General features: G+C 37.9%; 23 protein-coding genes. 5 read left to right on the top strand and 18 right to left on the bottom strand.

The genetic code is table 11. From position 1 onward, the window contains the following. Positions 1-125: 125 nt before the first annotated feature. Entirely contained in the window at positions 126-1,499 is a 1,374-nt protein-coding gene (locus tag GJV03_RS11170; RefSeq protein ID WP_154130107.1) for a dihydrolipoyl dehydrogenase, read from the bottom strand. 216 nt (positions 1,500-1,715) lie between these two features. Between GJV03_RS11170 and GJV03_RS11165 the strand changes: the two genes are divergently transcribed. After that, positions 1,716-6,191 carry an Ig-like domain-containing protein gene (locus GJV03_RS11165; protein WP_154130106.1) on the top strand — a complete coding sequence of 1,492 codons (4,476 nt, stop codon included), beginning with the start codon at positions 1,716-1,718 and terminating at the stop codon, positions 6,189-6,191. A gap of 350 nt (positions 6,192-6,541) precedes the next feature. Here the strand turns inward: GJV03_RS11165 and GJV03_RS11160 are convergent, their stop codons facing one another. The 4 genes from GJV03_RS11160 to thyA form a co-directional block, all read right to left on the bottom strand. Then, entirely contained in the window at positions 6,542-6,982 is a 441-nt protein-coding gene (locus tag GJV03_RS11160; RefSeq protein WP_105713387.1) for an META domain-containing protein, read from the bottom strand. Between the two features lie 77 nt (positions 6,983-7,059). Next, a complete protein-coding gene (locus GJV03_RS11155; protein WP_154130105.1) occupies positions 7,060-8,121 on the bottom strand; it encodes a DUF4105 domain-containing protein in 1,062 nt (353 codons plus the stop codon). Positions 8,122-8,152: 31 nt separating this feature from the next. After that, positions 8,153-8,665, bottom strand: a complete 513-nt coding sequence (locus GJV03_RS11150; RefSeq protein WP_154130104.1) for a dihydrofolate reductase — start codon at positions 8,663-8,665, stop codon at positions 8,153-8,155. A gap of 79 nt (positions 8,666-8,744) precedes the next feature. Further along, positions 8,745-9,587: a thymidylate synthase gene (gene thyA / locus GJV03_RS11145; RefSeq protein ID WP_154130103.1), complete on the bottom strand. Its 843-nt coding sequence runs from the start codon at positions 9,585-9,587 to the stop codon at positions 8,745-8,747. Between the two features lie 174 nt (positions 9,588-9,761). Here thyA and GJV03_RS11140 point away from each other — a divergent pair, with 174 nt between their 5' ends. Continuing rightward, positions 9,762-10,559 (top strand): YwqG family protein, encoded by a 798-nt coding sequence (locus tag GJV03_RS11140; protein WP_151956628.1) that lies wholly within the window; start codon positions 9,762-9,764, stop codon positions 10,557-10,559. A 407-nt stretch (positions 10,560-10,966) separates the two neighbouring features. Next, complete coding sequence (locus GJV03_RS11135) at positions 10,967-11,494, top strand: hypothetical protein (RefSeq protein ID WP_004726489.1); 528 nt, start codon at positions 10,967-10,969, stop codon at positions 11,492-11,494. Between the two features lie 133 nt (positions 11,495-11,627). On the opposite strand, the gene GJV03_RS11130 is transcribed toward GJV03_RS11135, so the two are convergent. The 3 genes from GJV03_RS11130 to lgt form a co-directional block, all read right to left on the bottom strand. Continuing rightward, complete coding sequence (locus GJV03_RS11130) at positions 11,628-11,975, bottom strand: hypothetical protein (protein ID WP_154130102.1); 348 nt, start codon at positions 11,973-11,975, stop codon at positions 11,628-11,630. Then, complete coding sequence (locus tag GJV03_RS11125; RefSeq protein ID WP_154130101.1) at positions 11,975-12,361, bottom strand: hypothetical protein; 387 nt, start codon at positions 12,359-12,361, stop codon at positions 11,975-11,977. Before GJV03_RS11125 ends, GJV03_RS11130 begins: the two co-directional genes overlap by 1 nt. 86 nt (positions 12,362-12,447) lie before the next feature. Continuing rightward, positions 12,448-13,266, bottom strand: coding sequence for a prolipoprotein diacylglyceryl transferase (gene lgt / locus GJV03_RS11120; RefSeq protein WP_004726496.1), 819 nt, complete (start codon positions 13,264-13,266; stop codon positions 12,448-12,450). Between the two features lie 94 nt (positions 13,267-13,360). Here lgt and GJV03_RS11115 point away from each other — a divergent pair, with 94 nt between their 5' ends. Next, positions 13,361-14,143: an NRDE family protein gene (locus GJV03_RS11115; protein ID WP_105713379.1), complete on the top strand. Its 783-nt coding sequence runs from the start codon at positions 13,361-13,363 to the stop codon at positions 14,141-14,143. Between the two features lie 52 nt (positions 14,144-14,195). On the opposite strand, the gene GJV03_RS11110 is transcribed toward GJV03_RS11115, so the two are convergent. The 4 genes from GJV03_RS11110 to tatA all read right to left on the bottom strand — a co-directional run bounded on the left by GJV03_RS11110 (position 14,196) and on the right by tatA (position 18,419). Next, a complete protein-coding gene (locus GJV03_RS11110) occupies positions 14,196-16,361 on the bottom strand; it encodes a PhoX family phosphatase (protein WP_105713378.1) in 2,166 nt (721 codons plus the stop codon). 581 nt (positions 16,362-16,942) lie between these two features. Continuing rightward, positions 16,943-17,725, bottom strand: a complete 783-nt coding sequence (gene tatC / locus GJV03_RS11105; RefSeq protein WP_154130100.1) for a twin-arginine translocase subunit TatC — start codon at positions 17,723-17,725, stop codon at positions 16,943-16,945. Then, the gene (gene tatB / locus GJV03_RS11100) at positions 17,722-18,177 is read right to left on the bottom strand and encodes a Sec-independent protein translocase protein TatB (RefSeq protein ID WP_004818879.1); all 456 of its coding nucleotides are present in this window, start codon (positions 18,175-18,177) and stop codon (positions 17,722-17,724) included. The genes tatC and tatB overlap by 4 nt, the downstream gene beginning before the upstream one ends. 17 nt (positions 18,178-18,194) lie before the next feature. Further along, on the bottom strand, positions 18,195-18,419 hold the full coding sequence (gene tatA / locus GJV03_RS11095; protein ID WP_004726505.1) for a Sec-independent protein translocase subunit TatA: 225 nt from the start codon (positions 18,417-18,419) through the stop codon (positions 18,195-18,197). Positions 18,420-18,593: 174 nt separating this feature from the next. On the opposite strand from tatA, the gene GJV03_RS11090 reads away from it, so the two are divergent. Next, positions 18,594-19,469: a permease gene (locus GJV03_RS11090; RefSeq protein WP_354666850.1), complete on the top strand. Its 876-nt coding sequence runs from the start codon at positions 18,594-18,596 to the stop codon at positions 19,467-19,469. Between the two features lie 125 nt (positions 19,470-19,594). On the opposite strand, the gene rdgB is transcribed toward GJV03_RS11090, so the two are convergent. The 6 genes from rdgB to GJV03_RS11060 form a co-directional block, all read right to left on the bottom strand. Beyond that, a complete protein-coding gene (gene rdgB / locus GJV03_RS11085; RefSeq protein WP_096732960.1) occupies positions 19,595-20,218 on the bottom strand; it encodes an RdgB/HAM1 family non-canonical purine NTP pyrophosphatase in 624 nt (207 codons plus the stop codon). Between the two features lie 84 nt (positions 20,219-20,302). Next, entirely contained in the window at positions 20,303-20,800 is a 498-nt protein-coding gene (locus GJV03_RS11080) for a hypothetical protein (protein WP_154130098.1), read from the bottom strand. Positions 20,801-20,827: 27 nt separating this feature from the next. After that, entirely contained in the window at positions 20,828-21,205 is a 378-nt protein-coding gene (locus tag GJV03_RS11075) for a DUF4440 domain-containing protein (protein WP_056514081.1), read from the bottom strand. 84 nt (positions 21,206-21,289) lie between these two features. Next, entirely contained in the window at positions 21,290-21,886 is a 597-nt protein-coding gene (locus GJV03_RS11070; protein ID WP_004726515.1) for a tetratricopeptide repeat protein, read from the bottom strand. Beyond that, entirely contained in the window at positions 21,883-22,476 is a 594-nt protein-coding gene (gene metW / locus GJV03_RS11065) for a methionine biosynthesis protein MetW (protein ID WP_004726517.1), read from the bottom strand. The genes GJV03_RS11070 and metW overlap by 4 nt, the downstream gene beginning before the upstream one ends. After that, positions 22,476-23,636: a homoserine O-acetyltransferase gene (locus tag GJV03_RS11060; RefSeq protein WP_004726519.1), complete on the bottom strand. Its 1,161-nt coding sequence runs from the start codon at positions 23,634-23,636 to the stop codon at positions 22,476-22,478. Before GJV03_RS11060 ends, metW begins: the two co-directional genes overlap by 1 nt. Positions 23,637-23,684: the final 48 nt, after the last annotated feature.

The following is a 23,684-nucleotide window of genomic DNA, read 5'->3' as shown; positions in this document are numbered from 1 at the left end:
TTAACGAGAGCGGGGTGTTTTTTTATGCGCGGTGTTTATTATGGGCATAATGAAATAGAAATCTGCGCAAGAAAATAAAGAAGCTCTATTCTTCAAAATAGAGCTTAATTTGATAGGTAAAAAAGTTATTTAAGTTGTCTTCGGGCATGTTTTAACGCAGTTCTTAAGCCTTCTTCTAAAGTTGGATGATAAAAAGGTTTTGCTAATATCTCATCAATTGTCAGCTGTTCTGCAATGATCCAAGAGAGTAAGTGGGTCATATGCTCAGCAGATTCAATAAAAAGTTCAGCCCCTAAGAGTTTTCTGCTTTGTTGATCTACATAAACTTCAACAGCACCTTTATTTTTACCTAAAACCAATGCGCGACCTTGTTTTTCATAAGAAGCAAAACCTGTAACAAATGTTATGTCTGATTTTGACAGCGTGGCAAAGTTTTGCCCAGCAATCCCCATTTCAGGACTACAGAACACGATACCTAAAGGGGATAGGTTATTTAAATGCTGAATATTTGGAAAATTTAAACAACTTGAAATGACATTTCTTCCTTCATTTGCAGCCTCATGTTGTAAAGGCGTTTGGGTAAAAGCATCGCCAATAATAAATATTGGGAAATCAGCCAATTGTTTAGTGGTGTGATGAACCGGTAATTGTTTTAAATCTGAGAATGCTTGATCAATGTTTTCGAGGGACAAAGTTGATAAGTTTGTAGCACGACCAGTCGCATTTAAAATATAGTCAACCTGTATGGATTTAGATTCATTATTTTCGATAAATGATATTTCAACCCCATTTTCAAGATTTTGGATTGAATCAGGTAAAACTTCAAATTTAATATTCAGTTCTTTAGATAATTCTGCTTGAGCGATTTCTTGTAAATTAGGGCTACTAAGCACCCCCACTTTTTTGCTTCTTGCAAAAACAGTCGTATTTACGCCTAAGCGGTGCATCGCTTGAGCTAATTCAATTGCAATCACACCACTACCAATCACGGCAATAGATTTAGGCAGCGTCTCAAGTTCAAATACTTCATCTGAAGTAATCAGTTTATTGCTTATTTTATTTTTCCAATCCTGGTTATAGGTCGGTGTTGAGCCTACAGCAAGAATAAATGATTTAGATTGATAATGTTTTCCATCGACTTCAACCGTATTTGCATTTACAAATTTAGCTTCGCCATCAATTTTATGCGCAGTTTCCCAACTTTCTAAATCTTTAAGTGTCGCCCGAGCAAAGCGATCACGTAAATCTCTGACATGTTGCATAACTTGACGTGTATCAATCTCTGCTTTTACCTCCAAAGCGACCTCATTGGTATTTTGAATGTCATACATTCGATTTGCAGTTGAAATGAGAACTTTACTTGGCATACAGCCAACACGGACACAGGTTGTATCCCAAGGACCTTTATTAATAATCAGTAAGTTAGATGTATATTTGATTGCTTCTTTATATGCGCTAATACCTGCTGTTCCTGCGCCAATGATGATGATGTCGTACATCTCTTCTCCTCATTTAATTATATTAAAAGAAATATCAATTAAATATTTAACAGCAATTTATAAAAAATATTCATATAAAGAGTGTCGTCAAATTATATTTTTTCAATATATCACAAGTATTAGATTGAAAAGTTTTGTAGATTTGAGTACATTTCGTGTAAAAGCCATAAAAGTATTTTTAGGGCAAAACTTATACTAAATACAATGGATGAAATTATGATTTACTTAACAAAATTTAAAGAATTAGGGGTTAAAGCAACAGTTCTGGCGTCCTCATTAGCTTTAGTGGCGTGTGGCGGCGGTGGAGGTGGTGGATATTATGGGGATGATAAGAATAATGGTGGAACAGGTACAGGAAACGGTGGTAATGGTTCAACCACGGATACTAAAAAAGTTGTAGAAAGTTTGGGGCTTTCGCTACAAGATGCTGAAGCTAAACCAATTGATGTTGCTTATGACAATTCTAAAGTCTTAATTTCAGTTCAAGCCTTGAACAGTGATAAAGGTGGTGTTGCTGCTAAACTGGTAAATTTATCGATTGCAGATAGTGAAAAATTAGGTGTAACGAGCAAGACTTCTCAAGTAACAACTGGTGATGACGGTATTGCAGTATTTGAACTAAATATTCCTACATTAAATGCAAATTCTGGAAAAGTACAGCTGACTGCAACTGTAGATGGAACAACAATTAAACAGGTTTATACCCTTAATATTAAAAAAACAAGCACGATTCAAAGTGAATATAATCTTAAAATCCAACAGGGAGTTGTGCTTAATCTACCAAAAGGTTCAGCTTCTATTACTGCCCAAGTCACAGATAAAAATGGTGGTGTAAAAGCGAATCAATTTGTGTCTTTAGCTTTACCTGCTGAAATGCAAGGTAAATTTTCGATTACAAATGGTTCTACCTTAAAAACAGATGAGCTAGGCAAAGCAACTTTTAATATTACTGCAAATAGTGATTTAACGACAGCTGACATTGCTCAACTTGTATTAACCTCGTCAAGTTTAGACTTTAAATTAGTGGATGAGTTTAAAGCTGAGAGCCAAGCAAAAGCATCCATTACTTTTAAAGATGTTTCTCAAATTGTTCAAAAATTAGAAATTGTTACTCAAGATAGCCCTATTGTTGCACAAGGTGGAACGACACAAGTTACCGTTGTTGCAAAAAATAGTGATGGTAATCTTTTAACCAATAAAAAAGTAAAATTATCTTTTACAGATAGTAGTGCTGTATATGGTGTAACGATTGATCAAGCAGAAGTGACAACTGATGCGAAAGGCTATGCAGTATTTACCCTTAAATCTGCATCATCGTATCCGATTGCCTTATCTCAACAAGGAATTAACTTAAAAGCGACTTACAGTGACTCCGCAGATATTTTTGCAACAGCAACAGTTAAAGTGACAACTGCTGATACTGGAGCATCAAATCAACAGGCACTTCAACGTCTTGAAATTGCATCTTCGTATCAGATTAATGCAAAAAATGATTCGATTACCATTACAGTCAAAGGAATTAATAATAAAGGTGAAGCCGCGACTCAAGGTAAGGTCAAACTCAGCCTAAATGCTGAAGCGAATTCTAATGGTGTGTCGTTTATTGCCGGAGATGGAACTGCAAATGCAGAGCAAACATTTGATGCTAATGGTTATGTCCGATTCACTTTAAAAACCAATGCTAAAACACCAGCAGCTGTTGAAGCTTTAGTTGCGGCAGGTATTACTGCAACATTTACCACAGATAATAATGTAACAAACAGCATTAAGATTACAGTAGAAGATGAAGCGAAGTCTGAGGAAGCATTAAGTTATCTTGCAATAGACCCGATTAATGTAGCCTATGACTACACCAAGGATCAAACCATTGTAGTCAAAGTGAAAGCTACAGGTGTAAAAGGTAGTGCATTAAAAGGAGAGACTGTTAATTTAGGATTTTCAAAAGCATATTCAGTTTCAGAGTTGCAAAGCCTAGGATTAAGTCTATCCAGTTCTGCGGATGCACTTACGGATGCAACAGGTTATGCAACATTTACCTATCAGTATAAAGCAAGCGGAAGTCCAACCCAAAAAGCATTAGTTGAGAATGGTTTAGGACTCATTGCTAAACCAACCAATGGAGTTGGTGCGGCAAGTACAGTCAATCTCAATTTTAAAGCCCCAACAGCTCAAGGTGAAATTGATTTAGATCACTTGAATATTGATATGTTGGGTAGCCTCATTTTAACTGTAAATAATGAACAAACATTTGATGTAACCGTTAATGCGTTGGGTACAGATGGTAAGGCGCTGGCGAATCAAAAAGTGTCTATCGGGCTAAATGATGCAGCGACAAGTAATGGAGCGAGCCTCGCGACGGCGGCAACACTTACAACGAATGCTCAAGGTCAAGCAACGTTTAAGATTAAGGTGAAAGCCAATAATACAAGTGAATTGGCGAACTTGGTTGCAAATGGTCTTACTGTGGCTGTAAAAGGAGTACGTACCGATGGTTCTGCTTATACAGTTACTCGTAAAGTTGAGATTTCTCAACCTGTGGTTGTCATTCCCGATTTGGCCGCATTAAGTCTGAGCTATGATGTTCAAACCGTTTCTGTATTGGGTGGAGAGGTCCGTGTTAAAGTGATTGCCAAAGATGAGAATGGAGTAATTATTCCAAATACATCTGTCGCGATTGCATTATCAAGTTTAGCCGGTTCTCGAGTTTCATTGTCAGACTCCAATGTGACAACAAATAGTAAGGGTGAAGCTGAATTTACCATTCGAGTTGCTGAAGGTGCTTATGATGCGAGCTTAATCAAGAATGGCATCACCTTTGCTGTTGTGGGTACAAATCGTAATAATGGTGATCGTATTCAGCAGACGGGTTCGATTCAGGTTGCTATCCCTCAAGATTCTGTAAACTTGCGTTTAACTGCTGATAAAAAAGAATTAGAGTTTGGCAAAAGTTATCAAGTTCAAGTTGCAGTTAAAGATGAATTGGGCGCTAATACAGGCTATCCTGTAAATTTAGCTTTAAATAAAGAAGCTTATGATGCTGGAATTCGACTAAGTAATGATTCGTTAGTAACAGCAGCAAATGGTCAAACACAGATTACGATTACGATTCCAAAAGATATTCCAAGTGCTGCTAAACAAGCATTAATTGATTTAGGTTCTAAAGCAATTCAAATCAAAGGTACGATTAAAAATCCGAAAGGTGTTGATGTTGTATCTACCTTAGAATTTAGTGTTTTTGAGGCAGTTAATCCAAATCATTTAACTATAGATTCTTCTAAGGCAAGTTTAAGTGTTGCTGGTGATAAAACAATTGTTAAAGTGCAATTGCTTGATAACAATGGTCTTCCTGTTAGAGATGAAGATGTAACCTTAGCGGCGAATAATTCTGCGACATTGATTGTTGGAACACCTGGGGATGGACACCCAACAAATACAAGTAAACCACAGACTGTAAAAACTGACTCAAATGGTAATGCTTTCTTCTCTGTGGAAGTGGATGGTAATACTGCTGATGGAGACTTGTTATTGGCAAGTGGTATTGAACTCACAGCAAGTAATACCAATACAAATGGCGCCTTAACAACACAGATTTATCGTTTAACTGCATTTAAACCTTCACCAACAGCACCTCAACCTGCGCGTTATAATTTACGAATCGAGTCGAATAAAGCAACACTAAATGTGCGTAATGATCTAGCAAATGTTACAGTGACTTTAGTAGATCAAAATGGTGGTGGTGTTGCGAATAAATATGTCAATTTGAATATCAAAGATTTTGTTCGAAATGGTGTAATTATTGTTGGTGCATCTGGTTTAACAACCGACCAAAATGGACAAGCAGTATTTAAAGTTAAGGTTGATGAAAGTGCACGTAATGCGACATATACTGCAGCAGCATTTGATGCTGATGATTTAAATTTAACAGCAACATTCAGTGAAGCAGGGTATTTAGACGCAACTCAAATTTCACGTATTGATGTTGTGCAGTCAGTTGTGCAGAATCCAGTTGCATCAATTGTCATCGGTGTTAATCCTACAGAAACGGGATCTTCAAATGACGGTGTGTACTACACGAAAAATTTATCAGTAAGTGTTGTCGATTTTGATGGTAAGCCGTTAGCGAATCAAAAAGTGGAAATGGATATTAATCCAACTAATTATGTTAAAGGTCGTTACATTTGGGCGTTAGCACCTGTGCCTGGCTCTGATCCAGTACTAAAATGGGTTGGACCTGGTAGTGGTTATTATAATTTGAACAATCCAAATATTTATTTAAGTAATGGTATTCCAATGAACAATAATGGAACGCCAGCAAATACGACTGATGACTTCCCTGCATTAACAACAATCAATTCAGCACATAGTTGTGCTGTAACCGCACCATATAGTGCAATTACCAATAATGAAGTAAACAGCATTCCAGTTAAAGTACCAACATTCTTAGGACAAGGGGCTACGGCAACGTATACAACGGATGCTGAAGGGAAGTTTGATTTTGTGATTCGTTATCCGAAGATTTATGCTCAATGGCTTAATGTACAAATTGGCGCATCATCACAAGTTGCGACATTACCATTTAGAACGACATATAATTTAGGGCTCGCTTCAGTTGCATCTGATTACAGTACTGATGGGACATACGGACCAAATTTAAACAGTCCTTATGGTATCAATACGATTACATGCCCATAATTTTTATTGATCAAAAAACAGCGCTTCGGTGCTGTTTTTTTATTTAACAGATGTTCCCATACTTACCCCAACCGTAGGTCTTACATTCATTGAACTACATGCAGATAGAAGTAGACATGAGATTAAGATAAGGCCAATAACTTTCATAGAAATATCCAAATTTTAAGTTGTTGTTATTCTAATCCCATTGATAAGACAGCGTGTGTAGTAAAATTATTGTCTTTCATTGATTGAGTTAAAAATTTTTATTCGATTTCACTGTTGGTATTGGATTTTATAATTGGAGGGGTTTAAAAGCCTAATGTTTTAAGCTTTTAAACAGGAGTATACAAATAAGTGATTCGGTGATGTTATGGCGTTGTAAATTGCAAAACACGATTCCCATATTGATCGACTAACTTTAACGTTTTGTCATAGACTTGATAACCTTTCACCTTATTGAGTGCTTCAGTATAGTCAGCCGCGAGTTTCATAGTGTCCTGACAATACATACGAGTTGAGCCGAGTTGCCCTAAGGTCAAGTGTTGCCCTTTGATCGCATAGGCACCCATAATGCGATTACAGCCATCTGCGCCACTTACCCGTAAATCTGAACCAAATTGAATACTTGGTACGTTGTGAGCATTTGACGTTGCTTTATATTCTGTTGCACCAATATGCGTGAGTGTCCAATTTTTGTTTTGCAACAAACTTAGATTTTGGCTTTGTTGATCGGCACTTGGTGTAGATGCACATCCAGAAAACAAGAGCGTTGCTGTGATGAATGTGGTTGCGATTATGGATTTAAACATGCGTATTCTCCTAATTTTAATCATTATATAAACAAAATTGAGTTAAACCATAAAGACGGGCTGACTAAAGCTATACATTATTGAGTATGGTCTTCAGGTAAACCAAAACGAATCACTTTAGAAAAGTTATCGCTATTTTGATATTTAAACTGAGCATATTCAGCCGTTCTTGGATTGATATGTGCTTTTTTATACCATTCTTTGATTGACCATTGATGATTTAATGCACCCAAATCATAAAGATAATTGGGTAAATAACCTGAAGCCAATAAACGATAATCTGTTGGTAATTTTTCAGGGGAAATCGCCTGAACCATATCAAAAACCAAAGTTGTACAGTTACTGGTTAGGGTGTTGTACCATTTTGGATGTTCTGCTAAAGCGGAAGATTTCAAAAGATATTCTTCAAATAATGCTTTGGTCTCTGCTTTTGGTAATTGAATCGGGAAAAAATAAACCTGTTCACCTCGAATATTACTTCGTGTATAAACAATATCTTTTTCATCTGCAGCGATTAGGCTTAGCTCAAACTGTCTAAAAAAACCACCAATTGCAGAAAAGTTTTCATTTTTTTCTTTCCGAATTTCAATGGAAAAAACGAGTGGACGTTGATTTAAAAAATCAAAGCTGACCAAGGTATGGGCAATCTGTGGTCCCATCCAATAAGAGGTGATGATATTGACGCCTGTAATCTCATCTAAGTTGTAGCTTCTGGTTTCCCAGCGTTCGTCATATTGATTAGGGGAGTGCCAATTAAAGTTGCGGACATTATGAATCGTGACAAGATTACCTTGCTGCTCATAAGTAAAAATTCTGGAAACTTCTGGACTCCATTGACGATTTTGCTGTGCAGGAATATTAAAGTACCAGATTAAGCTGACAATAAAGGCGATGATATAGATCAGACTGTCAGTTTTTCGGCTAAATATATTTTTAGTAAAATAGATTCCAAGAATACTCAGTGCAAAAATAATCCAAATAGGGATGATGATATAACTGAAAACTTTTCCTAATGGGTGTTGAATCCAAATCGCGAAACAAAACCACAGGCTGCTCAATACCACAAATAAGCTAAACAAGGAATGGATTATTCCCATTCCAAGTGTATGCAGTATTGATCTTGTTTTTAAGCTATCCATAAGCCACTATTTTTGTTCATAAAGTTTAGTGCTATTTTCGGTATGTTGCAAACTCAAAAGCAATAGCTGTTTTGTCATCAACATGTGACTCACTCGCAACTTTTTTAAATTCCGCTGGAATTTCTGGATAATACGCATCACCTTGTACATCGAGCTCAATGTGGGTGAGCTCTAAACGATCGGCAATGTGCATAGTTTGTTTAAAAATTTCACCACCACCAATGATAAAGATACTGGCAGGTTTTTCTGATGCCAATACATCAGGAATGGCTTGCTCCAAAGCAGCATCTATACTATGGGCCGTTTTAACCCCAGCAAAGCTCCAATCCTGATCACGGGTAATTACCCAATTGACACGTTTAGGTAATGCACGTCCCATCGATTCAAGCGTTTTACGTCCCATCACCACAACACCACCTTGGGTGATTTCTTTGAAGTGTTTAAGATCTGCTGAAATATGCCATGGAAGATCGTTCGCTTTACCAATGCAGCGTTGTTGATCCATTGCAACGACATGCACAATTTCAAAGTTTTTAAATGTCATAATGAATTCGCTTATTATCCATTGGAAAATTTTCCCTCCTATTGCAAGGAGGGAATAAGGAAAGACTGAATTAAAATATTTAAACAGCTACAGGTGCTTTAATTGCAGGATGTGATTCATAACCTGTAATTTCAATATCTTCAAATTTAAAGTCAAAAATATCCTTAATTTCAGGATTTAACTTGAGTTGACACAATGGTAAGGGGTCACGTGTTAACTGAAGTTTTGCTTGTTCAAAATGGTTAACATATAAATGTGTATCACCGCCAGTCCAGACAAAATTACCTACGCCTAAACCACAAACTTGAGCAACCATATGAGTCAGTAGAGCATAGCTGGCAATATTAAAGGGCACCCCTAGAAAAACATCTGCGCTACGTTGATAAAGTTGGCAAGACAACTTTCCATCCTGAACAAAAAATTGGAATAAAGTGTGGCATGGCGGTAAGGCAACTTTACCGGCTTCATTTGGATTCCAGCCAGACACAATCAAACGACGTGAGTTTGGATTGGTCTTGATTTCATTGACCAACCAACTGATTTGGTCAAAACCATCATTTTCAAACAAACCATTGTCTTTTTGCGTTGCGCCAAAGTTACGCCATTGATGACCATAGACTGGGCCCAATTCACCCTCAGGACGTCCAAAACGGGCAGTCTGTTCAGCAGTAGACCATTCATCCCAGATCGAAACTTTATTGTCTTTTAAATATTGAACGTTGGTGTCGCCTTTTAGGAACCACAGCAGTTCAATCACAATTGAGCGGAAATGAACTTTTTTAGTGGTCAGTAGCGGAAACCCTTTTGACAAGTCAAAACGCATTTGATGACCAAATACAGAACGAGTACCTGTACCAGTACGATCACCTTTGTCACCGCCATCGTCTAGGATATGTTGTAGAAGGTCTAAATACGCTTTCATATAGTTTCCAATTTGGGGAGTTTATACGACACAAATGACAGATTATGTCGCATGATTACCCATTCGTAATGTTTCTGAATAGCTTCAGAGTTTATACTAATCTCACTTTCTTTTTAAGCTAGATTATTTTCTGTTTTGCATCCATCTAACATTTAAAACTAAGAGTATTTGAAAATGAGTATAAATTTGAATGAGCTCCCAGCATGTTTACAGCCTTATAAAACGCAAATTATTGCGACAAAAAAAGACAGTATAGAAATATCATTATTGCCCGCTGAAGATTTACAGATTTGGCAAAGTAAAGTGGGTGGAAATCCTTATTTACCTGTAGGAAAGCAATATCCGCAGAGCGCGGAGGGGGATGACTTACAATTATTGGCGCAGATCAATTTTGCAGAAGTGCCAGAAAATCAACATTATCCAAAGTCTGGAATTTTACAGTTTTTTATCAATCCGCATGATGATTTATATGGTCTCAATTTTGATGATCAAAAAAAGCAAGATGGCTTTCGCGTGGTTTTCTATGACAAGATTGAGCAAGATCTTGCACTTTTACAAAGCGATTTTCCAAGTTTTGCTGAGGACGATATTTATAGTCCTATCGCAGGGCAATCTGCGATTCAGTTTGAGAAGGCTGAAAGCTATATTGATATGAACAACTTTGATTTTGCTCAAAAAATCACAGACCCTTATGAAAGAGAAGATGAGGAAGAGTTTTGTGATGAGTACAGTGAAGTTTTTTCCGCAAGCGGTCATCGTTTAGGAGGATATCCATTTTTTACTCAATCTGATCCGCGTGAATACAATGAATCTATTCAAGATTATATTTTACTGTTGCAGATTGATACAGGTGAAGCTGAAGGTATTGAGATCATGTGGGGCGACTCAGGCGTAGGGAACTTCTTTATTCATCCTGATGATCTTGAAAAAAGAGATTTCTCTAAAGTGGTGTATAACTGGGATTGTTATTAAGCACCGACGACATAATTTCTAAAAAGCTGATGTTGATAACGTCAGCTTTTTATTGAAAAAATCTTTCTTTGGCATACGATTTTGCTGGATTCATAAAACAAAAGTGTGACTCAATTGACAGTTTAATGTGTTGATTAGATTAAGAAAATATTTTAATGATACGGCTGAGTAAACTTTTATTGATTAATTTTTAAACAAACAAACCCAGATGATGAATTGTGTAATGTCAGCAGTTTCAGTAGCTTGAGGCGTTACAAATGAGATTTATTAACACTTACATATTTTTTTACATGTTTTAAGTCTACATTTTAAGAATTGCTGATTACTATTCATGGCTTGTGAAAAGTTGTTATTGGTTTAAACAAGGTGGTTTGAATCAATTCAAAAGGGCAGTTTGAGGACAATGCATGATTTACGACCACAATGTTAATATGAATGAATACGTGAATCCCACGGTTCATATTCAGATTCGATCGGAAAATCAAAATAATAATTTTCGACCAGATGAATACTTAAAAAATAAAGCATTTGAAACTTTTAAAAATCAAACTGAAGCATTTAAGAAAGAAAGCTTAATCGATATTAGCAAATTTACTGAAAAACTTGTCAGTATGTCACGTAGTACTACTGCACATCGTTGTGCAAGATATGTGCGTATAGCGCTTGAATCAGCCGGTGCGCGTTTTTCTGATCATCCTGTTGCTGCTTCAGATTGGGGTTCGACTTTAACTGAGATTGGTTATAAGCAAATCCGTCCTGACTTCGATAATCCTCAAGAAGGTGATATTTATATCATCAACAGTACTAGTCGTCATCGTTATGGTCATATTGCCGGATTTACAGGTTCTCAATGGGTTTCTGATTTTAGACAACGTAGTTACGATGTGTATAAAGACCCAAATGTAACCTATGAATATTATCGTCTAGCTGCTTAGTTTCACAGTCAAAAGCATTTAATCTATTACGGATTAAAAGATAAAAAAGGAAGCTTTTGGAATGAAAGGCTTCCTTTTTTATTACTATGCTTTTTTACTACAACACGCTTTAGTCAAAGCGTTTTGCGCGATTTTAATAAATTGACATGATAAATAGACCCAATGCAGCAAAGCCAACCGCTTGAATCGAGGTCAATATTTTATGTTGTGCGGGTAAAAAAGCCATTAAAAGCATAAGTGCAAGCAATGGGTAGATTGAAAATAAAATTTTAAAACCTTGAGCATAGACATTTTGTTGAGCAATTTTTAGCCCTAGCATTCTTAATAAATGCGTAGAGATTCCAATTGCTAAACACATTACGGTAAACGTTGGACTTAACTTCTCAATCGTGGCGCAATAATAAATTATTACACAGGTTAAGATTGAGATGATCACTTTCATTTCACGGCTACAGTGCGCTGAATACCAAAAATCTAACATTATTTAGACACGTGTTCAGATGAATTTTTATTGAGTAGGGAGAGTGGTGAAAAAATACAAACCGCTAGGGCCATAAAGCCAATACCTTGAGCGCCTGGGATTAAAATTTCCCCATTGTTCATGTTTTTAAAAACCAATGCCAAAACTAAAGCCAGTGGAATCCAGGTCAATAAACGATAAAGAAATCCTGTTGGACGTTGAGCTGCAAAATGCACCTTACAGTAACGACAAATCAGAAAAATAATACCTGTACCTGCAAAAAGTAAAATATTATCAGGGGTTAGAGGCTGGTACCAATATAGTCCAATACTGACTAGTGCCAATAAAATAAGAAAAATGAGCTTCTTTGCAACCGAGACTTTAGAATCAAACCAAAATTCAAGCATAGTGATTTCGTTTAAATTGGATAATGATAATTTAGCATAAAAAAGGTGAAGCTTAGCTTCACCTTTTTAAACTTAGCCCATAAGGCTTAAGTATTTTTTTGTGGACCCCAGTCAAAAATTTTCTTTTGGTAGGCATACCAAATTAACCATAATCCAATCAGAATCATTGGGAATGAGAGGATTTGACCTTTGGTCATCCAGCCAAACAAGATATAACCTTGATCAGCATCAGGTTCACGGAAGAATTCCATAAAGAATCGAGCACAGCCATAACCCATTAGAAAGATTGCAGACACGGCATAACGTGGGCGTGGTTTAGCACTATAGAACCATAGAATAAGGAACAGCAGCAGTCCTTCACACAGCGCTTGATAGAGCTGAGATGGATGACGAACCAAATGTAGTGGATCAGTCGGGAAGATCATACCTAGCGCAAAGTTAGGGTCAGAAACTTGACGACCATATAATTCACCACCGATGAAGTTTCCAATTCGACCAAACATCAAGCCCGTCGGTACACAGGGTGCAATGAAGTCCAGGGTTTCAAACCAAGTTTTCTTATATTTATGACACCACAAAAGCATGGCGATCATTACACCAAGGAAGCCCCCGTGGAAACTCATACCACCAGTCCAGACTTTAAATAGCCAGATAGGATCTGCTAAAAATTTGCCAAACTCGTAAAATAAGACATAACCAACACGACCACCGAGCACAACTCCAAGTGCGCCAAAGAACACCAGATCTGAAACCATTTCAGAGTTCCAGTCAGCACGTTGTTTAGCGCGATAAGTAGCAAGTCCCCAAGCACATAAAAATGCCAAGAGATACATCAGTCCATACCAATGGACGTTGAGTGGACCCAGTGATATCGCAATTGGGTCAATATTCGGGTAGGTGAGCATTCCTAATCCTTGATTTTCTATTTTGCACAGATTTTAGCTGAAACATATTAAAAATGTTGTACATTCAATGTGTAAACTTCATGGAATGTATTTTATGTGTATTGTGGCATTGGCTTGGCAAGTTTTGGATGATTTACCTGTTTGTTTAATTTCAAATCGTGACGAATTCTACCATCGTCCAAGCACTCAATTACAGTCATGGTCGAACAGTCCGATTATTGCAGGGCAAGATTTGCAATCCGGCGGGACATGGATGGGGGTCACACCACAGGGACGTTGGGCAGTGATTACCAATTATCGTGATGGTGCTGATAAACAAACTTATCCGACTACACGAGGCTATTTGATTCAAGCTTTTTTAGAGTCAGATCAAACACCGATTCGTTTTGCACAAACACTGGAAAAGCGGCAAAGAGATTATGCAGGTTTTAACTTATTTGTGGGTGATCAACAGCAAGCCGTTTATATGAGTAATCGTGGTGAAGCCCCTCAAGTATTATCCCAAGGTGTATTTGTCGTTTCAAATGGCTTGATGTCAGACGATTGGGAAAAAACCAAGCATTTACGTAAACGCTTTACCCAAGAATTTTTACCCATGCTGCAAGTTCCTTCTATCTCTGAACAAGATCTACAATTCGCTGTTTGGGATATTTTAGAAGATGAACGTAAAATTATTCCTGATTTACTGCCCAATACTGGAATTAATCCTGAGATGGAAGCTTTGTTGTCTTCAACATTTATTCAAAGTCCAATTTATGGGACACGCTGTTCCAACTTCTTAACCATAAGTCACACTCAGATTGATTGGGTCGAAAAAACGCAACAAGGTGAACATATGGGCGAGTTAGTAGAGATTAAGCGCGCTATTGAAAAATAAAAAGCCATAGCAACTTTCATCACTATGGCTTTAAAAGAATAAATTTAGTTGATTAGCCAGCAATTACACCGCCATCTTTACGAGTAATGACGACAGTTGCAGAGCGCGGGCGAGCGGTCTTATTGCTTGGATCTTTTTGTGAGGCAGGCCAGTTACTTGATGGCTTATCAAAGCTAGGTGAGTCTTCACCAGGATGCTGAACATTGATAAAAATGGCTTTGTAGTCGGGTGTCATGGTGACACCCGTGATTTCACATTGTTTTGGGCCTGTTAGGAAGCGACGCAGGTTTTCATCAGTGACTTGTTTACCCACGATCGTTTCTTGCCCAGCAGATGATATTGCTTTTGCGCCATCACCGACTTTACCAGGGAGTGCAGCAAGCATCATACAATTGGTGGTATCTGTATAAGCACCATCATCCGTTTGAATCCAAAGTACACCACGTGGATCGAACCACATACCATCTGGTGAAGATAAATCATTGTTATCATTTAAACCAGATAAGTTGATGTTACTGGCCATTTTTGCTTCAGCACCAAAGAGATAGATGTCCCAAGTAAAACTTTCAGCAGTGGTTTTATTATCTTTTTCATGGAAGCGGATAATGTGACCATTTACATTGCCTTTACCGCCTTCTGGGTCGCTATAGTTTCGTGGATTTGCAGCATCTAATGCATGTGCTGTACCACGGTTCGAGTTATTTGTCAGGGTGACATAGACTTCACCATTCTCTGGGTTCACCGCAACCCATTCTGGACGATCCATTTTGGTGGCTTTGACCGAATCACCGGCTAAACGTGCAAAAGTAGTGACATCGGCTTGAGATCTAAAAGGATAGACTGTATTGCTATCATTTAAACCATTTTTACCGTATGCCAATTCAATCCATTTACCTGTACCATCATTATTGAACTGCGCAACATATAACTTGCCACTGTTCATATATTTATCGCCAGCGCGATAGCCACCATTCACATCTTTTGCATCCCACTTCGCATCAGATACAAATTTGTAGATATATTCGCCACGTGAGTCATCGCCCATATAGAAGGCCAGATTTTCCCCTTCGATTAAGCGACTTGAACGACAGTCTTCATGTGCAAAGCGACCTAAAGATGTACGTTTAACGGGGTTTGAACGACTATCGAACGGATCGATTTCAACAATCCAACCAAAGGTATTTGCGCCGTTGCGATAATCTTTGTCTGCTGAGTCAGCGGTAATTGAAGAGTTCCAACGGTCATATAAGTCTTGGCTCTCGATTGCCCCAATCGCAGTTTCCCAGCCATAACGTGAGCTGGCACCATCTTTTAAACCATAGCGATTCAGTGCGATGATTTCAGCCGCACTACGTTTTGCATCGTCACCTTTATTACGCACAAAGTATCCAATAAAGTTTTCTTCTGTGGTGAGGTAAGTTCCCCAAGGCGTATAACCATTACCACAGTTATTATGTGTGCCACGTGTTTGCTTTGCTGAGCTTGAGTATTTGGTTTTTACCAAATCGGAACCTGCAACTGTGCCTGCAAAGTCCATGACCGTTGACGCTGTAATACGGCGATTAAATGGAGAGCTTTTTACAATCTCTACTTTTTGTGTGGTTGCATCTTTTTTTAATTCAATGACGGAGACACCATGTGCATTAACTTCACGAATCACTTCATCTTCTGGGCGACGGCCATTTACTTTTGTTGCACCTTTAGGATGTAAGAAGGTTTGATTAATGTATTCATGGTTCATGACCAATAAGCCACGGTTTGAGGCTTTCGCATCATATTTAGAGCTATTGGAATTTAAGCCAAAATAGCTCATACCATCATGACAATCGCCTGAACGTGCTGTAAAGCTGACCCCTGAAGGAACATTGTTATCATCCCAGTCAGGGATCGTTTGCGTTAATGGATCACCTAAAGCATAAAGCACATTTGCTTCATAACCAGCAGGAACAGTGACGATGTCATTGAGGTTTTTTGCAACAGGGTTAAAGGTGAATTTTTCTGGTTTTTTAACAGTCGTTGTTGGGGTTGAGTTATTGTCATCGTCGTCATTACAGCCGACTAGGCTCGATGCTAAAGCGAGAGCAGCTGCACCACTTGCTGTTTTTGTAATTAAACTACGACGAGAAATCCGTTGTTCTAAAATGTCACGGAAATGTGTGTTATTCGAAGTATTGTTATCTAACTCTTGATTTTCATGATATGGCGTGAGGTCTGTCATACGATTCCCTTTGGCTTTAAGTCTTGATTAAATGTGATTTTGATTCAGCTTAAAAACATACAGAACAAATGTGTAAGATCTCTTACTCTTATATTTAATATTGGTTAAATTTAATCTTATTTTAAGAAAGTAATAGGATTGTCATATTTGTATTTAGATAATTACTGTGCTGTTCAATTTCTATAAACATTGAGATATGACTGATTTGAGCATGATATGTGCTTGGTGAATTGAATCAACAGGATTAACTTGTAGTTGTTTTTTAATAGAGATGTTTCATAAAGAGATTTTAATAATAGGCTTCTTTTCTAAGCGCTTATTAAAAGCATAGATCAACATAAAATCCCCTTCATCCTAACCTTCTCCCGAGGGGAGAAGGGACTTTTAATCACAATATAATTCACTCAACCTGATCACTTTCGACTTGTGAAATAGATCTAATGTATTTGAATAAAAGGGCAGAGGATTAAGCGATAGACTTATTTTTATAGTTGTTTCTAAAAAAATTTAACACGCTTAAAAATAAAAATGACCTCAAAAGAAGTCATTTAAATATTAAAAAAGCTTTTTTATTTTGATACTTAAGCATCTACAGTTTTACGTTTTTCAATTACTTTACCCAGCAATAAACCCAGCTCAAATAGCATCCACATTGGAATTGCGAGCATGATCATTGAAATTGCATCTGGAGGGGTAATAAACATAGATACGAAGAAACATCCCACCACGATAAAGCGGCGCTTTTCAGCCAATGTTTTAGTGGTGACGAAGCCAACTAAAATTAACACTAAAGTAATGATCGGAATTTCAAAGGTTACGCCAAAGACCAAGAATAATTTTAGACAGAAGCTTAAATAACTATTGATATCGGTCATTGGCGCGACGGTTTCTGGTGAAACACTGATAAAGAAATGCAGGATAGATGGCAATGCAATAAAGTAAGCAAAAGCAATCCCTGAATAAAACAGCACAATACTGCCAAACAGCAATGGAAACGCTAGATTTTTTTCTTTTTCGTATAACGCTGGTTTAATAAACGCCCAAAGCTGATAGATGATAAAGGGCATCGCCAGCATCAGCGCAATAAAGAAGTTTAACTTAAACGGCGCCATGAAGGTTGCTGTAACATCAGTTGCAATCATGGTTGAGGTTGCAGGTAATTGTTTTCTGAGTGGTTCTGATAACGCAATATAGGTCTTATTGGCAAATGGCAATAAACAAAAAAATAGAGCAATGAGCGCGCCAACAATTTTAAATAAATGCTTACGTAACACCATCAGGTGTTGAGTAATCGGCATCGCATCTAAAGGCGGCGTCTCGGTAGATGAGGCATCATGTACTTGTGGTGCTAATGAGTCGCTCATACAGCCACCTTCAATTGCGGTACTTCTTTAACAAGAACAATTTGTGGTCGAGTTACAGTACAGTTTTGTTTATCTAACCAAGTCTTTGACATATAAATAGCGGGAACCGTAATATCAAGTTTATGATAAGTCGTGTGAATTTTTTTATTGTCTGTTATTGCGAGATGACTTTCTTGTTCTACAGCAATTTTTTGTTGCTGTAACTCCTGCATCTGAGCCTGCATTTTTTGTTCAAGTTCTTGAATTTTTTGCATCTCTTGTTGCATTTGTTCTCTAAATTCAGAAAGACGTAATTCACGGTCGATGTCATTTTGGACACTACTAATTGCACGTTTAAATTTGCTATACCATTTGGCAGCAAAACGCGCAGCTTCAGGAAGTTTATCTGGTCCCAATACTAAAAGAGCAATGATCCCAAACACTAACAGTTCTGAAAATCCAACATCTAACATGATCTACGCCTCACCGATTAGTGTTTTACTGTAGAGTTCACATCAGTATTGCTTGTTTGATGTTCTAGGGTACGTGTTTCAGTCAGTGAAGCAGTTGTTGCCTCTTCTTCTTTAATTGATTTCTTAAAATCTTTGACGGCACCACCAACATCTTTACCTAAGTTTTTCAGCTTTGATGTACCAAATAGTAGAATCACAACAATTGCAAAAATAAGTACATGCCAAATCGATAATCCAGCCATAGTTTTAACTCCTATTTAATAACAGCTATAACAACAGTTATCCATGACAAAAAAGTGACACTAATATTTCAATTTAAAGACAGACAATATTTATAAATTATTTTGATATGTTCAACGTTATCTATATTTGGAAAATGCTAGTATGTTCATGATTTGAGAATAAGGTGTTGTATTGTGGCTTTGTTATTTCCAGTTTTATCATTTATCTGTGGGCTGATACTGACGAATAGCAAATTTTCAGTAAACTTAAAATCATTCATGTCTTTGCTGCTGGCTCGCTTATTTATCCCGATTGTGATTATTTACAATATGGTATTTTATAAATCGGGCAGTATTGCTTTAATCTTATTTGCTTTTTTCTCGTGCTTTACGCTTTTCTTTATTTACCTCACGCTGTCTAAAGATCGTTTAGCTTCATTGTGTTTTAGCTATACCAATATGGCATGGCTCGGCTTTCCGATTGCCTTGGCTATATTTGGTCCAGACAATAGTATGCTGATGATACCGCTCTATATCGGGGTTTCAATTTTTGGAAACTCTTGGGCTGTGACTTCGGTAAGTTCAGCCCCGCAATCCAAACAATTGCTTATCAAAAAAGTACTGCAATCGCCACCTGTGATTGCCTTGATCATTGCAGGGCTTTTACGTTGTTTTGATGTGCAACAGTTTCAGACAAATGATTGGATTAATTGGATTTATACTCTGGCTAAATGGAGTATGAGTTTTACTGGTATGTGTGTATTGGGGATGTGGTTAAGAAAAACCAAAGTCCATATCGAGGATTTAATGTCCAGTACTAAGCTTGCAATATTAAAGTTAGTTTGTGGTGTTGTATTGTGCAGTCTGGCTTATTTCTTTTTGCCTGTTCCACAGATCCATCAATATATTGGGGTGATGTTTTTACTGTTTTGTTTACCGCCAGCTGCCAATATTGTCGCATTGGAAACCCACTATCAAGGTACTGGGGTTTCAGCAAAATATATTGCTTCGGGAACGATAGTCAGTTGTTTGGTATGCGTCCTATATGGTGTGTTGATTCATTTTTTATAGTTTTATCGGTTTATTTTGCTTCGTTTTAGATAAGCTTTAGCGATATCTATCATATTCCTCCTTTGCTCAACGGCGAGGAGGAATCTAACAAAATCATATGATCTTAAACGGCTGGTTTTAACTGTTTATTTCAAGCTTGCTTTAAACAATTGCATCGCCTGACCACGATGGCTAATTTTATTCTTTTCTTCTTTACTCATTTCTGCGCTTGAAATATTTAGCTCGGGTAGCCAGAACAGTGGGTCATAACCGAAACCATTTTCACCACGAGCTTGCTCGAGTACTTCACCTTGCCAGATCCCTTGGAAGATTTGTGGTAAAGGGTCATCTGCATGTTCAACCAATGCCAATACACATACGAACATTGCTTCAATCGCTTGATCGTCTTGGCGTAAAGGCTTAAGGTTTTCCAGCAATTTTGCATTATTGGCTGTATCATCGCCATGTTCACCTGCATAACGTGCAGAGTAAATTCCTGGTGCTCCACCTAATACGGGAACGCAAATTCCAGAATCATCTGCAATCGCAGGTTTACCTGAAATACGGCTTGCATGACGTGCTTTGATAATTGCATTTTCAATAAAGCTTAAGCCATCTTCAATCGCGTCTTCGATATTCAGTCGACCTTGAGGAATCACTTCAACGGGTAAAGCCAATTCAGCAAACAATTTTTCAAATTCAGCAATTTTGCCTTTGTTATTGCTTGCGAGTACCAGTGTTCCTTGTGATAACCAATCTTTTGATGACATGATGCAGACTCAAAATTTAAAATTGAGTTATTTTAACTTAATCTGTGTCATAAAATGCGGCTAAATTCTCTCGTCCTTTACGCTTTACTGGATATGTTTTGCTTTTGCGCTAATGCGTTTGTCTAACTGTTGTTTTAAATCGAGAACATCCTCATTTTTCATAAAACCTAGTCCAACATTGAGTTTCTGTTTGCTGTTATCTTTCATGATAAAAAGTAAATAGTATTGTCGATCAAGTAAGGTTTTTTTGAGCTCAACTTCATAGATCTCTGGTATTTTAATGTGTTTTTTAATTATCACTCGACCTTTAAAATCAATGCTTCTAATCATGTCTTGGTAGAGGGTTAAAATAGGACGTTGATTGCTAAACATCTGAATAGCTTTATTACTGAAAAAATAAGCAATGAGACCCAATGGCGTAACAAGAAATAGCGAAAAGAGACTTTTTAAGCCATTCTTCCATTCAAACATTTCCAAGATTAAAAGCACGGTCGCAGCCCAAAAGGGGCAGGCCAAAATTCCAGCAAAAATCGCCAAAGGAATCATTTGTTTGCGTGAAGCATAATATTTTTTCTTTTGCATATTTTTCCATACATAGAAGAACTCGATTTACTTCTCAAATGCACAAGTGGTGCCTTGATGGAAAATCATTTGCCATATACCGTGATCATTCATAACCCAAATTGAACTGCGTAAAGCCACATTGTATTGAGCTTGAGTTGCCTCATTGATTTGATGGCTTTGATAGGTCAGTAAAACGCTATGATCAGATAACGACTGAACTTGAAAATCCTGTGCTTGAATGATGTCGGTATCTGTATCGTTTAAAAGTGCTTCAATCATTTGGGCTTTATGCACAACCCACCCTGATTTGGTAATTTCTTTAAAATCTGGATGTAACCGTTGATCAAGTATTTGAAAGTTTTGACGATCACGATGATGCAACCCGCATTCATATTGAATTAATTGTTTGAATAGGTCTTGCATTGTCAACAATCCCAGTTGAAATACTTAAATGGATAGCAGTAAAAAAAGCACCCGAAGGTGCTTTTATGATCGATGAAAATCAAATTATTGAGCTTGAATCCATTGATCTGCACGTTGTGTTGCAGTACGAATTTGGTCTTGAGTTAAGTTAGCAGCCAAAGCAGTTTTTTTGGTTTGTGACATGTTAATCACTTTATTGTCTAACATACCATCACGTGTAGAAAGCTCATACCACTGATAAGCGCCCATGTAGTTTTTCTTTTGCTCTTCCATCACCGCAAGATTAAAGCTTGCACGGTTATCGCCGTGGCTTGCTGCTTTTTCAAAGTATTGACGCGCAGATGTTTCGCTTTTAGAAACGCCTAAACCATCAGCATACATACGACCCACATTCAACTGAGCCGCAGAAATACCTTGGTCAGCCGCAGCTTTAAACCATGTAAATGCTTGTTTAAGGTCTTTAGATACACCGCCAGTACCAGCCTGGAAATGTGTTGCTAAATAAAATTGTGCAGCAGGTTGGCCAGCTTTGGCTGCTTTTTGCAAATCTGTCACATTCATATGTGCATATTGTGCTGCCATTGCTGATACAGATTGTTGTTGCTGCGGTACATAGTCCGCATGGGCTTGAATACTCACTAGCCCAAAAAATAACGTACTGCCTAATAATAATTTCTTCATAGAGCGCTCACTCGATAAATAGCGACTTCGCCGAACAAATTCGGTATGGCTTTACTTAAAAAGCTACCTTGTTGGTTCCCATTTACAGCGAGTCGATCAATAATTTGAATCTGATTTTCAGCACATAATGCTTCAAAATCACGAAAGGTGCATAAGTGGATATTAGGTGTATTGTACCACATATACGGTAAGGCATCAGAAACAGGCATCTTGCCTTTCAGTGCAAGGAAAGACCGTGTTTTCCAATACGCAAAGTTAGGAAACGTAATAATTGCTTGTTTCCCCACACGCACCATATCGCGCAGAAGCACATCAGGTGCATCTACAGCTTGCAAAGCTTGTGCCATAACCACATAGTCAAAAGACTGGTCGGCAAAGCGTCCCAAACCGAGGTTTAAGTCTTGTTGTATAATATTTAACCCTTTGCTGACGGCAATTGCAATCTTTTCTTGATCGATTTCTAGCCCGTAAGCATGAATTTGCTGTTTTTTGCTCATTTGTGACAATAATTCGCCATCACCACAACCTAAATCGAGCACACTTGCACCAGCATTGATCCATTTTTCTGCAAGCTGTTGGTCAATACGCATTACAAAGCCTCCTTAGGTGTTGAATTAAGGTGTTCAATACCACCTAAAAATGCACGTAAGGATTTGACGTACAAGGGGATAGGGAATAGGAATGAGTCATGACCCTGTTCAGCATCAATATCCAAATAACTCACAGGCTTTTGATTGGTAATCAAGGCGTTGACAATCTCTTGTGAACGTTCTGGGCTAAAACGCCAGTCTGTTGTAAATGACACCACTAAAAAGCGGCATTTGGTATTAGATAGGGCTTTCGTCAGTGACTGTTCATATTCACGTGATGGATCGAAATAATCCAAGGCTTTGGTCATGATCAGATAAGTATTGGCATCAAAGTTACGACTGAATTGTTCGCCTTGATAACGCAGATAGCTTTCAACTTGGAACTCAACATCGAAACCATACATAAATTTGCCTGATTTTAAATCACGGCCAAATTTTTGTTTCATGGCTTCTTCAGAAAGGTAGGTAATATGCCCCACCATACGTGCCAAAATTAAGCCACGTTTTGGATAACTATCGAGTTCTAAATAGCGGCCATTGTGAAAATCTGGATCAGACAAAATGGACTGACGTGCCACTTCGTTAAATGCAATATTTTGTGCGGAAAGCTTTGGTGCGCTGGCAATGATGACACATTTTTGTAAACGATCTGGATAGTCCACAGACCATTGTAAAGCCTGCATGCCACCTAAAGAACCACCAATGATTGAATACCAAACATCTATCCCTAAGCGGTCAGAGAGGAGGGCTTGGGTTTTAACCCAATCACGTACAGTCACTAATGGAAAGTCGGGACCGTATGGGCGATTTTCATTTTCAGGGTTAGGTGAAGTGGGTCCCGTTGAGCCACTACACCCCCCGATATTGTTGAGTGCGACCACAAAAAACTTCGAGGTATCAATGGCTTTACCAGGCCCAATACATGCATCCCACCAGCCGGTTTTTTTATCGTCTTCATGGTGATAGCCAGCCGCATGATGATGTCCTGAAAGTGCATGGCAAATCAAAATTCCATTTGATTTATCTGCATTGAGCTCACCATAGGTTTCCACCATGATTTCATAGCGTGGCAATACTCGACCACACTCAAGCTCTAACGGTTCTTCAAATTCAAACTTTTGTGGAGTAACGAGCCCCACTGAATCAGCTGGAAAAGACACTGGAAATGTTCACCTTAAAATTTTAGAAGGTCGATAAATTACGGATAT

It is taken from the genome of Acinetobacter sp. RIT698 (assembly GCF_009668065.1).
GTDB classification, from domain to species: Bacteria; Pseudomonadota; Gammaproteobacteria; order Pseudomonadales; family Moraxellaceae; genus Acinetobacter; species Acinetobacter guillouiae.
This window is presented reverse-complemented; position numbering and strand designations above follow the sequence as displayed.